This is a genomic window from Cobetia sp. QF-1, from assembly GCF_002213105.1.
GTDB classification, from domain to species: Bacteria; Pseudomonadota; Gammaproteobacteria; order Pseudomonadales; family Halomonadaceae; genus Cobetia; species Cobetia crustatorum.
The window spans coordinates 231,478-246,038 of record NZ_NBVS01000004.1; the positions used below are offsets into that span (position 1 = coordinate 231,478).

Annotated in this window: 11 protein-coding genes; 5 read left to right on the forward strand and 6 right to left on the reverse strand. The window is 56.0% G+C overall.

Annotated elements, in window-relative coordinates; all coding sequences use genetic code 11:
• Positions 1–57 precede the first annotated feature (57 nt).
• The 3 genes from CFN46_RS09540 to CFN46_RS09550 all read right to left on the reverse strand — a co-directional run bounded on the left by CFN46_RS09540 (position 58) and on the right by CFN46_RS09550 (position 5,055).
• The gene (locus tag CFN46_RS09540) at positions 58–1,830 is read right to left on the reverse strand and encodes an aspartate:alanine exchanger family transporter (RefSeq protein ID WP_246116532.1); all 1,773 of its coding nucleotides are present in this window, start codon (positions 1,828–1,830) and stop codon (positions 58–60) included.
• A gap of 133 nt (positions 1,831–1,963) precedes the next feature.
• Positions 1,964–3,346, reverse strand: a complete 1,383-nt coding sequence (locus CFN46_RS09545) for a glutamate decarboxylase (RefSeq protein WP_088743360.1) — start codon at positions 3,344–3,346, stop codon at positions 1,964–1,966.
• 461 nt (positions 3,347–3,807) lie between these two features.
• Positions 3,808–5,055: a histidinol-phosphate transaminase gene (locus CFN46_RS09550; protein ID WP_254918448.1), complete on the reverse strand. Its 1,248-nt coding sequence runs from the start codon at positions 5,053–5,055 to the stop codon at positions 3,808–3,810.
• Between the two features lie 342 nt (positions 5,056–5,397).
• Between CFN46_RS09550 and CFN46_RS09555 the strand changes: the two genes are divergently transcribed.
• From CFN46_RS09555 to CFN46_RS09575, 5 genes are read left to right on the forward strand one after another with little or no spacing between them, the layout of a single operon-like run.
• Positions 5,398–7,590: a TonB-dependent siderophore receptor gene (locus CFN46_RS09555; protein ID WP_088743361.1), complete on the forward strand. Its 2,193-nt coding sequence runs from the start codon at positions 5,398–5,400 to the stop codon at positions 7,588–7,590.
• A 20-nt stretch (positions 7,591–7,610) separates the two neighbouring features.
• Positions 7,611–8,816 carry an iron-siderophore ABC transporter substrate-binding protein gene (locus tag CFN46_RS09560; protein WP_254918449.1) on the forward strand — a complete coding sequence of 402 codons (1,206 nt, stop codon included), beginning with the start codon at positions 7,611–7,613 and terminating at the stop codon, positions 8,814–8,816.
• Positions 8,776–9,828: an iron ABC transporter permease gene (locus CFN46_RS09565; protein ID WP_088743362.1), complete on the forward strand. Its 1,053-nt coding sequence runs from the start codon at positions 8,776–8,778 to the stop codon at positions 9,826–9,828. Before CFN46_RS09560 ends, CFN46_RS09565 begins: the two co-directional genes overlap by 41 nt.
• A complete protein-coding gene (locus CFN46_RS09570; RefSeq protein WP_088743363.1) occupies positions 9,825–10,982 on the forward strand; it encodes an iron chelate uptake ABC transporter family permease subunit in 1,158 nt (385 codons plus the stop codon). Before CFN46_RS09565 ends, CFN46_RS09570 begins: the two co-directional genes overlap by 4 nt.
• Positions 10,979–11,803: an ABC transporter ATP-binding protein gene (locus CFN46_RS09575; RefSeq protein WP_088743364.1), complete on the forward strand. Its 825-nt coding sequence runs from the start codon at positions 10,979–10,981 to the stop codon at positions 11,801–11,803. Before CFN46_RS09570 ends, CFN46_RS09575 begins: the two co-directional genes overlap by 4 nt.
• A 129-nt stretch (positions 11,804–11,932) precedes the next feature.
• On the opposite strand, the gene CFN46_RS09580 is transcribed toward CFN46_RS09575, so the two are convergent.
• From CFN46_RS09580 to CFN46_RS09590, 3 genes are all read right to left on the reverse strand, one after another.
• Positions 11,933–12,622, reverse strand: a complete 690-nt coding sequence (locus CFN46_RS09580; RefSeq protein ID WP_088743365.1) for a hypothetical protein — start codon at positions 12,620–12,622, stop codon at positions 11,933–11,935.
• Positions 12,623–12,697: 75 nt separating this feature from the next.
• The gene (locus CFN46_RS09585) at positions 12,698–13,579 is read right to left on the reverse strand and encodes a hypothetical protein (RefSeq protein WP_088743366.1); all 882 of its coding nucleotides are present in this window, start codon (positions 13,577–13,579) and stop codon (positions 12,698–12,700) included.
• A 232-nt stretch (positions 13,580–13,811) separates the two neighbouring features.
• The gene (locus CFN46_RS09590; protein WP_088743367.1) at positions 13,812–14,288 is read right to left on the reverse strand and encodes a hypothetical protein; all 477 of its coding nucleotides are present in this window, start codon (positions 14,286–14,288) and stop codon (positions 13,812–13,814) included.
• Positions 14,289–14,561: the final 273 nt, after the last annotated feature.

Below are 14,561 nucleotides of genomic sequence, written 5' to 3' on the forward strand. Positions count from 1 at the left end.
CGCATCCGAACTCTTCGAGTCGCTGGAAACCCCACGTCACTGCGCCATCAATCACCGCTAGGTGAGAATCATCGAGAAGTAACCCCCGATCAACGCCAGTACCGTGGTGAGTGCGTAACTCACGGGATAAGGCACGGCAGCGATAGAGCTTCCTGATTCTTCGATGATGGCGTTCAAGCCAGGTGTACTGTTGCGGCCGCCCGTTGTGGCGCCATCTGCAATGATGGAGTTGAGTCCAAAGAATTTGATTCCCACCCAAAAGGCAATGAATGGCGGCAATAGTGCACCCACCGTCCCGATCAGCGCCAACCAGAGGATGGTGTCACCACCCAAGGCAGAAATGACCTTGGGTCCAACATTCGCGGACAGCACTGCCACAAAGGCGTTGAGCCCGAAATCCTGCAGAAAGCTACGCGCTCCTTCGTGTACCGGACCGCCAAACTCGGGATTGCGACTGCGGAAGTAACTCACCCCCACACCAGCCAGAATACATCCCGCTGACGTACCAAGAGAGAAAGGAATGCCAGAGATATGTACGGTGACAATACCGACCAGATACCCCACCAACATGGCGAGCGCCAGATACAGTACTTCAGATTTCAGTGTGGGCAGAATGGCGTGACCGCCAATGTGTCTTGCCGCCGCTTTCAGGGCGATATCCGGCCCTGTCACACGAAGCACGTCACCGACTAGCATTGTGCTCGCCGGACCTACCGGTAGCTCATTCCCCGCTCTGAACAGCGCTTGAACCTCGACACCCGCCGTTCCATGGCGCGCAAGCTCTTCGAAGGTCTTGCCGGTGATCGCTCGGGAGGTCACGTGGATATCTGCCACCTCCAGCATGACATTGCGTGCAAGCGAACTATCTGACTCCGGCCCTATCAACTCATCCTCTTCCAGAATCAAGTCATGGACATTGGCACGCACTGTCACAATGTCATTTCTGGTAATGACGGGATCGTTCTCAAGGTCGAGGATTGCGCCATCGCGCACGACACGCAAGATGGGGACCTTCGGAAAATCATGGGCCAATTGCGATAGCGTGCGTCCGTCGAATTTGTCATGGGTCACGACAAAAGCACGCAGATCATAGGGCGAAAATCCCATCGTCAAGGCGTGTGGTGCTCCCGGCACCGGATGCTGAGCCCCACCACTGTATTCAGCCTCGGCAATGATGGCATCGGCTTTCGCATCACGACCAAACATGCGTGGCAGGTAGCGGATCAACAGGATGATACCGATACTCGATAGCACATAGCTGATGGCATACGCTGCTGCCATGTTGGCGCCAACCTCTTCGATCGTCATCCCGACGGGAGGGACATAGGCACCACTGGACAATGCCCCTTGGCCAACACCAAGAATTGCAGTAATCGTGTAGCTTCCCGAAATAAGCCCTGTCGCATACCCTGGGGCCAAACCGACCAACATGGCACCAAAGTAGCAAATCACCCAGTTCAACACCCACACGATGATGCCGATCCCCATGAACGCCAAACCGCCTTTGCGGAGCCCAGAGAAAAACTGAGGGCCGACTTTCAGTCCAAGCGCGTACATGAACAGCAAGAGCATAAAGGATGACAATATCCCGGGGATTGAATAGGTAATCCCATAGATGGCTTCAGCCGACATCGAGATGATGATGCCTACCAGCAAAGTGCCTGCGGTAGAACCCAGCGAGATACCTTTGATATTCAACTTGCCAATCAATGCACCGAGTGCAAGCGCAAGAAGCACAAAGGCGATTGGCTGGTGGTGTAGCAACTGAAAGAAACCGTGCGCGCCTGTTTCCACTACAGGCTCTATTCTGTCGAATATCTGACCTATCACGCGCCTCTCCTCAAACATCTTGCGGTACTGGGCCATCGCTGGCCCAGTAGCAAAAAAACAAGGGATGAAAAACAAGGGATGAAAAACAAGACGAACCATCGCAGGAATAGATTCGTCGTGTAATTTTCCATGCTTACCCGTGATGGAACCCCGGTTTGGCGCTTGAGTTCGGAATGGGGTTCTGTGTCAGATGTTCGATGCCACGCTTTATATCATCCAGTAATAAATGTGCCAGATCACGACTTACGCCATGGCGTATCAGAATGCGCTGCACAACGACTTCCTGGCGATTTGAAGGCAATGGATAAGAAGCAATCTGCCAACCACGCATTCTCACACGCTCGGAAAGATCGTAAAGCGTATAGCCATGGTCACCCTCGGTCAGCTTGTAGGCGACAGCAGGCAAGCCACCATGACCGTCATAGACCATCTCGAAAGGCCCTATTTTTGCCAATTCCTTGCCTAACCATTGCGCCGTATCAGAACAGGCTTGCTGAATGGCGGCAAAACCATCTCGGCCAAGACGCAAGAAGTTGTAATACTGCGCAATTATCTCGCCACCAGGTCGGGAGAAATTAAGTGCAAAGGTCGGCATATTACCGCCAAGGTAATCAACATTGAAAATAAGCTCTTCCGGCAGGTCTTCCTTGGATGACCAGATTATCCAGCCCACCCCAAGCGGAGCCAATCCGTATTTGTGACCTGACGCATTGATGGAACGTACGCGATCCAGCTGGAAATCCCAGACGAGATCACGTTGGATGAAGGGGGCAATAAAACCGCCAGAAGCCGCATCGACATGAATAGGAATATCCAGACCAAGATCTCGTTGCATGGCGTCCAGCTCATGAGCTAGCGCTGCGACGGGCTCATAGATACCCGTGAAGGTCACGCCGAGCGTCGCCACGACACCAATCGTATTCTCATCACAATACTTTCTGAGATCTCCTGGCTTTAACCCGAGTGCATCACCTTCGAGGGGGACTTCTCTGATTTCAACATCGAAATAGCGCGCAAATTTCTTCCAGCAGATCTGCACAGGCCCGGTGACAATATTCGGCTGGCTGACATCTTTGCCCTCTGCTTCACGCTTCTTGCGCCACTTCCACTTGAATGCCAGGCCACCCAGCATGGCCGCTTCACTTGAGCCCGTGGTGGAGCACCCTATCGTTTGCCATGATTTCGGCGCATGCCACAGGTCCGCCAGAATATGCACGCAACGATTTTCAAGCTCAGCAGTTTGCGGGTACTCATCCTTGTCGATCATGTTCTTGTCGATGGAATCCGTCATCAACTGCTTCACTTCATCATCTATCCAGGTGGTACAGAACGTCGCGAGATTCTGGCGAGCATTACCGTCCAACAAGAGCTCATCACGGATGAAGGAGTACGCCGCGTGGGGCTCGGTCCGATTCTCGGGTATCCGGTATTTTGGCAGGCTTCTATTGGACGCATCCGTCGCATAGATGTCCCGAAGGCTAGATTGATCATCTGCATTAATATGGTGAATAGGCATTCTTATACTTCCTCTTGGAATGTACGTGCGTAAACAACAAAAAGCAGTGACTGATACTCTCACCATCGATCACTCGGGCATCGGCAGGGAGGCGGCCATGACAACGCAGAAGACGCTGGACCTGTCATTCTTTTTCAGCACGGCACACGACAGCCTCTGCGACCGACCTTTTCCATGAGAAAATAGCCAATCACAGTCTTCAATTCGAGCATTCCTGGATGCCAATCACATTAACATGTAGTGCCAAATAAAGATGGATATTTATGTAGCGTTTAAAGAGATATTGCTAACAGCTTGCGTTGGATCAAGAACCGTAGAGGAATATTCTTGAAAGAAGGGAAGATGATGCCAGGATAGAAATATTGGCACTATCAGAACCATCAGTCGCGACTATCGAAAACGCCCGCAATAGCGGGCGTTTGACATTAAAAAGCACGTTATTCGTATATCTACACTCTCTTTTATACCGCACCTTTCGCTTTCATTTCACGCAGCACTGCCACCACATAGCGCATCTCTTCCGGCGTACCCAATGACATGCGGCACCAGCCATCAGCCGGCGGGAAGGCACGCCCGATGAGAATATGATGCGCCTTCATGCTCGCCTGAAATTCCTTGAGCGGTTTGGAGATACGGTGGAAGACGAAATTGGTCTGTCCCGGAAGATAATTCCAGCCCAAATCATCCAGTGCGGCAGTATAGATAGCCCGCGACTCATCATTGCTGTGCTTGCTGTGTGCCAGAAAATCCGGCGACTGCATCGAGGCGGTGGCTGCCATGACGCCGGGATAAGACAGCGTCATCGAGTCTTCCTCGACGTAATGCGACACGCGTTCGAGACGCTCTGCACTTCCCACAGCATAACCAACACGTAACCCTGCCATCGCGTGAATCTTGGAGAAGGTCTTGAGCACCAGCACATTGCCAGCGCCATTCACAATCAAGCGATCCGCAGAGCGATACGTCTCATCATTGACGAATTCGCCATAGGCCTCATCAATGATGAATAGCGTGTCCGTACGGCTATTCTTGACCCACGCTTCCAGCGCATCACTTGAAACGATGGTTGAGGTCGGATTATTGGGATTCACTAGATAGACAATCGACGGGCCAGCGTGATTTCTCACCGCCTGTTGCATGTCTTCCAGCTTGAAAGACCAATCCTCGCGCGAGGAAGGCACCTTATGGATGACGAGATCATAAAACCCTGCATAGAGCGCACCATCGCCGTAAGTTAGCTCAGGAATGACCAACTGCGTCTCAGGTGTTGCGTGGGCAAGGATGCTCGCGCGAATCGCGTCAGATGACCCCGGGGTGAAGAGAATACTGTCTCCGCTTACCTTGTGATGCTCTGCCACCAGTGACTGCAATTTACCAAGGTGCGCGAAGGGGTAACGATTGGAGTGTGCGATAGAGGAAGAAGCCGCGCGCTGAGCAGAGGGTGCCATTCCCAAGGCATTCTCATTGTAATTGAGTCGTACCGGAGACTGAGAAGAGGGAGTTAGTACTGTCGCCTCTGACGTCGATTCTCTCGCAAAAGCCTTGGGAATACCCGGCATGAATTGACCAAGAGCAGCGCCTGCAATTGCCGCACCACTCATACCCAGGAAGCCACGCCGTGAGCGAGATATCGGCGCATGTGTCGTCTCTTGACCCATGACTTCTAACGCGCTTTTTTCGGACACATCTTTTTCTGCAAACTGGGTCATTTTCTGTCCTTGCTTATGCTTCAGTCCTTGCCATCATGGCGAGAAATCTGACTGTCGCTGTTGTATTTGTATATTCTAAATAATCAAATTCAACTTATAAGACTTTCGTCAGACACACAACTGATTACCGTCTCGTCTGACGTAACCCGACAATCCGCATATAGCCTCTTGCCTGGCAGACAGACTTCTGCTGATAGCAGGACAACCCTTCGTCTATCGAAAGTTCCCCTCCTCTGCCTATTCCTGGCATCTCGAAAAACTGACTTGTCATTTCGCAAAGCTAAAGCCACTCCCAAAAAGCAATAATAATCATTCTTATAAAAGTACTCAGGGAACGCCAACGTGTCACATCCATCCGCGCCATCTGCACTGCCGCTGTCACGACTGACCCTCGCCATCGCGCTGGCTAGCGCTGCATCTCCCAGCCTGGTGTCGGCTGACGAGACGCGTGAGCTGCAAGCCATGACCATCGTCGGTGAAGCGCAGACCTCCACCACCGAGTTGACCCGTGACTACACGGTCGGCGCCAGCACCCGCGCCAATGGCCTGACGCTGTCACCGCGCGAGACACCGCAGTCGATCAGCTTCCTGACCCGCCAGCAGATGGACGATGAGGCGCTCACCAGCACTACAGAAGCCGTCAACCGCCTGCCGGGGGTGTCCTCCAATCGTCTCGATGGCACGCGCACCAACTTCCAGTCGCGTGGCTACTCGATCCGCAATTTCCAGTTCGATGGTCAGCAGAGCAACACCAGCAGCTTCTGGCCCTTCGGTGACGCCGAGTGGGACACCGCCATCTATGACCGCGTCGAGGTGATTCGCGGGGCCACCGGCCTGATGACCGGGGTGGGCGACCCCTCCGCCACCGTCAACTTCGTGCGCAAGAAGCCGCTGGAGGAAGCCGCCGCCAGCGTGACCGGTGCCGTGGGCAGCTGGGACCGCCGCCGTGGTGTGGTGGATGTCAGCACGCCGCTGGATGACGCCGGCAAGGTCGGCGTGCGCTTCGTGGCCGCCAAGGACCGCTCCGACAGCTTCATGGATGACGTGGAGAATGACCGCGAGACCCTCTACGGCGTGATCGCCGCGGAACTGACACCGGATACCGAACTGAATGTCGGCGTCGAATACCAGCGCTACGACCAGGACGGTGCCTATCTGGGCGTGCCGCTCTACTACACCGACGGCTCGCGGACCGATTTCGATCAGTCAGTCGCCAACAATACCGAGTGGGCCCACTTCTTCACCGAGAACACGCGTGGCTTCGCGGACCTGACCCACTACTTCGCCAATGGCTGGAAGGCGACCGCCGCCTACAGCCACGGCGACGCCAATTACGGGCTGACCTACAACTACCGTGGCGGTTACGTCGACCGTGACAACGGCATCCTCTACTACGACACCAACCGCCAGGTGCCCACCAGCTCCTATCTGCTGGACTACCGCGGAGACCGGACCCAGAAGAACCTCAACCTGAGCGCCGAAGGTCCCTTCGAGCTGTTCGGACGCGAGCATCAGCTGGGCTTCGGCTATATGCAGCTGAAGGAAGAGTACGAGATCTGGAGTCGCACCCCGGCGAGCAGCGTGCCGGCGCTGGGCAGCTTCACCGATCGTGACGACCCGGCACTGGCCGAGCCCGAATGGGGCGAGTGGGGCCTGAGCGATGACACCGAGACCAAGCAGGAAGGCTTCTACGCCGTCACGCGTTTCTCGCTGGCAGACCCCGTGCATCTGATCCTCGGTGCCCGCCTGACGGATTGGGAGATCGACCAGGACTACCGCGGTGAGCGCAGCTACGAATACAACGACGAGTTCACGCCCTATGCCGGCCTGATCGTCGACATCACCGACAACCTCACCGCCTACACGAGCTACACGCAGATCTTCAACACCCAGAGTGAACGCGCCCCCGATGGCGCCCTGCTCGATCCGCTGGAAGGCACCAGCTATGAAGCGGGCCTGAAAGCCGAGCTGTTCAATGATCGCGCTGACGTATCCTTCGCCGTCTTCCGCAGCGAGCAGGACAATCTGGCCGTCGAGATCCCCGGCGTCTATGTCGCGGGCACCACCGATCAGGCCTACACCGAATCCGACGGCGCGGTGGTGGAAGGGTTCGAGCTGGAAGTGGCCGGTGAAGTCGCCCCGGGCATCAACCTCTCCGCCAGCTACGCGCTGGTGGATGCCGAGGATTCCGATGGCACCCAGCTCAATACCAGCTATCCACGCCAGCAGGCCAAGGCCTACGCCACCTGGCAGCTGCCCGGTGACTGGTCACGCCTGACCCTGGGCGCCGGCGGCACCTGGCAGGGCGACACCTATCGTGACGCCGATACCCCGACCGGCACCGACAAGGTCGGTCAGGGCGATGTCTTCCTGGCCAACGCCATGGCGCGCTATCGCATCAATGACCACTTCAGCACCCAGCTCAACGTCTCCAACCTCTTCGATGAGGAGTACTACACCCAGCAAGGCTTCTACAGCCAGTACCTCTATGGTGCGCCGCGCAGTGCCCTGCTGAGCATGACCTACGACTTCTGAGGACAGGCGCGTCATTTCTCATGGCCAGCCTTTCCGATGGCCAGCCTTTCCGATGGCCAGCCCTTCCGATGGCCAGCCTTTCCTCTGGACAGCCTTTCCTCTGGACAGCCCCTCAGGTGCAGGGGCTGTCATCCGCGACCCGATTGAAAAAGGATTCTCCCTTGCGACTCACACGACTTTCCTGCGCCATTGGCCTGGCCATCATGGCCGCCAGTCTCGTGCCTGCCGCCCAGGCACAGGCATCAGCGACGTCTCACGCTGATACCCCCTCCACGGTATCCGCGTCTGACGCCTCACCAGCGGCAGGACACGCCCAGCACTACCCGATCACCCTCCAGCACGCCTTCGGCACGACGGTCATCGAGGAAAAGCCGCAGCGCATCGCCACCGTCGCCTGGGCCAATCATGAGGTGCCGCTGGCACTCGGCGTGGTACCGGTGGGCTTTCCGCGCCAGGCCTTCGGGGATGACGACGATGACGGCATGATGCCGTGGGTCAAGGCGCGCCTGGAGGAACTTGACGCCGGCGAGTACACGCTGTTCGACGAGGGCGATGGCATCGATTTCGAAGCGGTGGCCGCCAGCCAGCCGGACATCATCCTGGCGGCCTATTCCGGCATGAGCGAGGCCGACTATCAGACACTGAGCAAGATTGCGCCGGTGGTGGCACGTCCGGGGCCGCGCTGGTCCTCCAGCTGGCGCGACATGATCCGCCACGACAGTGCCGGCATGGGCATGGCCACCGAGGGTGAGGCGCTGATCGAGCGTCTCGAGGCCCGGATCGCCGAGAACATCGCGGATCATCCCGAGATCCAGGGCAAGTCGATCATCGTGATCAGCCACATCGACCCCACCAATCTGAGCCGCATCGCCTTCTACAACGACAACGATGCCCGAGTGCGCTTCTTCCACGAGCTGGGCATGGTCTCGCCGCCATTCGTCAGCGAGACCGCCGTCGAGGGTCGCTTTGCCGGTCAGATCAGCGCCGAGCGCCTCGATGAGCTGGCCGATGTCGATATCGTGCTGACCTACGGTGGCCAGCCGCTGATCGACCGCCTCAACGAGCATCTGCTGACCTCCCGCCTGCCCGCCATCCAGCAGGACGCCGTGGTGCTGCTGGAGAACGGCCCGATGGGCACTGCCGCCAACCCCACACCTCTCTCGATTCCCTGGGTACTCGACGACTATGTTGACCAGCTGTCCGTCGCCGCTCGCAAGGGCGAGTGATCTCACGCCGCTGTCGGCCAGCCGTCAGCGGCGCTGGCTGGGCACCCTGCTGCTGTTGCTGGCGCTGTGTGCAAGCCTCGCCCTGTCGGTGGCCTTCGGTGCGCGGGTGACCCACTGGGCCGACATCACGGGGCTGCTGGACGGCTCGCTGGATTCGATGGCCGAGGCCGCCGTGGCCAGCCGCCTGCCGCGCACCCTGTTGGCCATGCTGGCCGGGGCGGCGCTGGGCGTGTCGGGCGCCGTGATGCAGGGTCTGACCCGCAACCCGCTGGCAGACCCGGGGCTGCTCGGCGTCAATGCCGGGGCGGCGCTCGCCGTGGTGATCGGCATCGCCTGGTTCGGCATCCAGCAGGCCAGCGACTATCTGTGGCTGGCCATTCTCGGGGCAGGGCTGAGCGCCGTGGTGGTCTATCTGATCGCCAGTCTCGGGCGTGGCGGCGCGACCCCGCTGCGCCTGGCACTCGCCGGGGCCGTCATCTCCGCGGCGCTGAGCTCTCTGAGCACGGCCATCATCTTGCCGCGCGCCGACATCGGCGGGCTGATCCAGTCCTGGTTGATCGGCGGTGTCGGCGGCGCGACCTGGGCACAGATCACCCCGGCGCTGCCCTTCCTGCTCAGCGGCCTGCTGATCTGCGGGCTCTCGGCGCGCCGACTCAACCTGCTGGCGCTCGGCGATGACATGGCCAGCGGGCTGGGCGAACGCGTGGCGCGGGTGCGGGTGATGGCGGCACTGGGCGCGATTCTGCTATGTGGTGGCATCACCGCGGTATGTGGCCCCATCGCCTTCGTCGGGCTGGTGGTGCCGCATGTCTGTCGCCTGATGGTGGGCAGCGATTACCGCTGGATTCTGCCGCTCTCGGCGCTGGCTGGTGCCCTGCTGCTGACCTCGGCGGACATTCTCGGACGTCTGATCGCACGCCCCGCCGAACTGGACGTGGGCATCATGACGGCACTGGTCGGCGCACCGTTCTTCATCTGGATCGTCCGTCGCCACAAGGTGAAATCACTGTGAGCCCTCTCCTGCCTGACGCCTCGTCTGCGACGCATCCCACCTCGCGTGCCACCCTGACGCGCCTGCGGCGTGCCCGAAAGCGTCAGCGCCGCCTCACCCTCTGGGGATTGCTGGCCGTGGTGCTCGCCGTCTTCAGCCTTGTCCTGATGCAGGGACAGCGCTTCATTCCCCCACTCACGGTGCTTCAGGTACTGCTGGGCGAGAACGTGCCAGGGGCCAGCTTCATCATCACCGAGCTGCGCCTGCCGCGTGCGCTGGTCGCGATTCTCGCGGGCTGCTGCTTCGGACTGGGCGGCGCCGCCTTCCAGGCCATGCTGCGCAATCCGCTGGCCAGTCCGGACATCATCGGCATCAGTGCCGGCGCCAGCACGGCGGCGGTATTCGCCATCGTGATGCTGTCGCTGAGCGGCACGCTGGTGTCATTGCTGGCGATTGCCGCCTCGCTTGGCGTGGCGCTGCTGATCTACACCCTCTCCTGGCGCAAGGGGGTGGCCGGGGCACGGCTGATACTGGTCGGTATCGGACTGGGCGCCATGCTGCAGAGCATCACCGCCTATCTGCTGACGCAGGCGCCCAGCTGGTCATTGCAGGAGGCGCTGCGCTGGATGACCGGCAGCCTCAACAGCATCACCCTGAGTCAGCTACCACCACTTGCCGTGGCACTGGGCCTGCTGGGCAGCTTGCTGCTGATGATGAGTCGGCATCTGGACGTCATGCGCATGGGCGATGACATGGCCAGCGGTCTCGGCGTGCGGCTCTCGCTCACGCGCTTCATCATCATTCTCTCGGCGGTCGGGCTGGTCGCCTGCGCCACGGCGGTGGTCGGCCCGGTGGCCTTCGTCGCCTTCGTCAGCGGGCCCATCGCGACGCGCCTGTTCCGGCGACGCGGCTCCATGCTGATCCCGGCCGCCCTGATCGGGGCATTGTTGATGCTGGTCGCGGACTTCATCGGCCAGTTCCTGCTGCCTGCGCGCTATCCGGTGGGCGTGGTGACAGGCGTGCTGGGCGCACCGGTGCTGCTGTTGCTGCTGATGCGGGAACATCAAGGGCCGGGCACCTCAGGGCGCATACAGCGACGCGGCAGACAGCCGACGCCGCCATCTTCCTCCTCCGACCCTCACCGCCCGTCATCTCAGCGAGTCGTTTCCTCATGACCCACCCTTCCCTGTGCGTGAATGGCCTGACGGCAGGCTATGCCGAACGACCGGTGCTCGAGTCGATAGACCTCGACATCGCTTCGGGCGAGATCACCGTGATCGTCGGCGCCAATGCCTGCGGCAAATCCACCCTGCTGCGCACGCTCTCGCGCCTGCTGCCCCCCTCGCGGGGCGAGGTGCTGCTGGATGGCAGGTCGATCCACCGCCTGCCGGCACGCCAACTGGCCCGCCAGCTGGGGCTGCTGTCCCAGTCACCGATCGCCCCGGAAGGCATCACGGTGCTGGATCTTGTCAGCCGAGGGCGTCACCCGCATCAAGGGCTGTTCCAGCGCTGGACGCGTGACGATGACACCGCGGTGCTGGCAGCCCTCAACGCCACCGACACTGCCGCACTCGCCGAACGCGCGGTGGATGAACTCTCCGGCGGCCAACGCCAGCGTGTCTGGGTTGCCATGACGCTCGCCCAGCAGACGGACATTCTGCTGCTGGATGAGCCCACCACCTTCCTCGATATCAATCATCAGGTGGAAGTGCTCGACCTGCTGACGGACCTCAACCACGCTCGCGGCACCACCATCGTGATGGTGCTGCATGAACTGAACCTGGCCGCACGTTACGCGGATGTGCTGATCGCCATGTCAGACGGCCAGATTCATGCCAGCGGCCCGCCCGAACAGGTACTCACACGCGAAATGGTCAAGGAGGTGTTCGGGCTGGAAAGCCACATCACCCCGGACCCCGTCACCGGCAAGCCGATGATGGTGCCCGTCGGGCGTCATGGGATGAAAGCCGCGAAGAACGAAGCCATGTCGAGCTGATCACGCTGTTGGATAGGCCAAGGCACATTCAATGCAACACAGTCCACATGAGACATCAGAATCGGTATCACTGAACAAGGGGCCGCCATGGCCCCTTGTTCAGCGCTTCATATGATGACTCTCTCGCTACTAGATATGCGACGACTCACTCAGACTCTTGATAACCAGACTACCCAGCTGACGGGTGTTGTGCGGATTGCCGTTGCCATTGACCAGCGGCAGATTCAGTTGTCTTGCCAATTCACGCAGCACTGGCTGAACAGGGCTCACTGCCTGCATCCCCTGACCATCATCGCGCTCGACTTCGATGCTGCCGTTCTCAAGTTCGCGAACAAGACAAGATGCGAACATGACTTCACGCACGGCTTTCAGCTCGCTGCGTGGCTTCGTAGTCTTGGCCAGTCGAGACAACGAGATGCTCTGTTTGCCTGCGCGTTCCGGTGACATCAACGACCTTGCCTCTTCCACTGTGGCATCCAGCAACTTCTCGATCTGCATCTCTTCCGTATTGATACGCAGGATGATGATGCGCTCCACTTCCTCCAGCGAACGGGGATTGAAAGCAACATGGCCTCCACCGCCCATCATCGCAGTGGTCTTGACCGAGATTCGCTCACCGTCACCGCTTACCACGTCATAGCCACGCTGGTTCACCTCGGTCGCCATCTGACCATTGGTGATCAATGCAGCGTAAAGTTCACCAATGCGTCCGCAAAGATGACGTAGCTCAGTCGGCGGCACGCCCCAGTTCAGTTCTCGTTCAAACCAGGCCATCGCCTCACCCAGTGACTGGATAATCTGCATCTGTGAAAGAGCCATATTGATCTACTTATAAAATTGCGTAAAGGTTAACATAATTACATATAATTAAAACAACCGCCCTGATAATAAAGACTACTCTTTAAATATAAAGAACTCTTTACAGGCTAGATTATAAACAACACAATTAGTACTAACATCACTATTGCTCTTTTTCAATTCATCTATCTCCAGATTATTTAAAGCAACTCCGATATAACCACCCATCAAAATGCAGATAATGCAGTAACAGAAAAACCTTTTCAGCCGTATAGACAAACTACCTTTTTTAATCCTTAGCCACTCTTCTTGGAAATAGTCATCAGATACACTGGCCATAGCATTACGCAGTCTATTTCTAAAGTCACTTCTGTGGCTCTTAAAATTCTTATAACTCATCTTCTCAATATTACATTGATTAGCAACAAGACCGACTTTAGAATACACATTCTTTATTTGTTTTTTGATAGCAACCTCTCCGCCCCCTGCATTCCTCAGCGTATAAAGCAAAAAAGTTTTATCATCTACAATTATTGAGAATAAATCGTGGACTTCTTTTTGTTTAACACTGCTCTTGAAATCCAAAGGAGTTAATGTAGCTGGACCCGATGGTTTTTTTGTGTTCCAAGCTATTGTAAGCACAAGTCTAAAAAATGATTCAGATCTAGACATCAGCCGAGATATACTCTGCTTTACTTCTGAAAGCCACTTTTCTCTCAGCTTTATTATTTCATTCTCACGATTATTTTCACCAACCAAGAAAGCAATTACGCCTGCTATCACTGGACCTATAATGAATGATAGACTTTTTACATCCTCTATATAGTATCCATTTGCTATGTAAGCTGCCACAAAAGAGCCTATCGTTGCAATTATATAAAGCATAGGAAACAAAATCTCACCATAACATTGATCTAATGTTTTAAAAAAACCTTTTAAATCACTTGCAGACCTGTAGATTAAATTATCTTTCCTCATAATAAATCCTCATAAATATTTTAGTTAATGTAGCCAGAAGGAAGTAATAAACATTAAGCATTAACAAGACAGAAATTCTCTAGGATCATAATAAGATTTATCAATACCACAGGATAACACCAATTTTTATAGGCCTATATTAGAACAGCCTATACCCTAACGAAAAATAAAACTCAAAGCGAATTATAACTATAGATATAACCGTAACTTCGACAATCAAAAAATATTAGTTTTAATTTCGCAAAGATCTGCCCCCTGTCCTCTTCGGCTTGACTCTATCATTAGAATCAACCTGAAAATTCAAATATTTCAACTTGCGGATAGAAATCTGAAACTGTCCGTTACTAGGTAATTTCTTTTCAGAGAACTGCTGCCAGACTAGTGACCCAAGGCCATTATAGATTTCTTCAAAGCTACCATCGGGTAAAATATTGATCACAATTGCATGCTCGGGCTCACTGCAGAATGCAACCGATTTCGCTTGTGTTGCCTTGATTTCGATCTTGGTACCGCACTTGGCGATAGCGTCATACCCTTTGTTGGAAGCAGTCAAAAGCTCTAGGTCATATGCATTGGCAACTAGACACTCTCCTAGACTCCCTACCATATGGCCATCTGGAGTAAAGTGTCGCCCGGGGAACATTTCTTCCAGCTCATTTACAATATTATATAAGTCGCCCACCAAGCTTTTGAGTTTATTTTTATCCATATTTTAATCACCAATTATCCAGACTGATTACATATTATCTTCACCTTAATTTGAAAACAACCAACTGTGTATTGAAAATATCTCTGAATTTCTCTCTCACTGACCACTGTATAGCACTCACTCTCGACTGACTTCACCGAGGTGCAAGAATCGACAAAATTCATCAAATTGGTGCAGCGTACACTTTCGATGCGCGTATCCATGCTGCAAAAATCCTTATAAACCATTGGTTTATATCGAGAAATTATTTCCGGCACACTTCATGCTAGACAC

Coding starts and splice junctions, on each gene's coding strand:
- CFN46_RS09545 (WP_088743360.1), bottom strand. CDS start 3,346: ATGCCTATTCACCATATTAATGCAGATGATCAATCTAGCCTTCGGGAC.
- CFN46_RS09550 (WP_254918448.1), bottom strand. CDS start 5,055: ATGACCCAGTTTGCAGAAAAAGATGTGTCCGAAAAAAGCGCGTTAGAA.
- CFN46_RS09560 (WP_254918449.1), top strand. CDS start 7,611: ATGGCCAGCCTTTCCGATGGCCAGCCTTTCCGATGGCCAGCCCTTCCG.
- CFN46_RS09565 (WP_088743362.1), top strand. CDS start 8,776: ATGTTGACCAGCTGTCCGTCGCCGCTCGCAAGGGCGAGTGATCTCACG.
- CFN46_RS09575 (WP_088743364.1), top strand. CDS start 10,979: ATGACCCACCCTTCCCTGTGCGTGAATGGCCTGACGGCAGGCTATGCC.
- CFN46_RS09580 (WP_088743365.1), bottom strand. CDS start 12,622: ATGGCTCTTTCACAGATGCAGATTATCCAGTCACTGGGTGAGGCGATG.
- CFN46_RS09585 (WP_088743366.1), bottom strand. CDS start 13,579: ATGAGGAAAGATAATTTAATCTACAGGTCTGCAAGTGATTTAAAAGGT.
- CFN46_RS09590 (WP_088743367.1), bottom strand. CDS start 14,288: ATGGATAAAAATAAACTCAAAAGCTTGGTGGGCGACTTATATAATATT.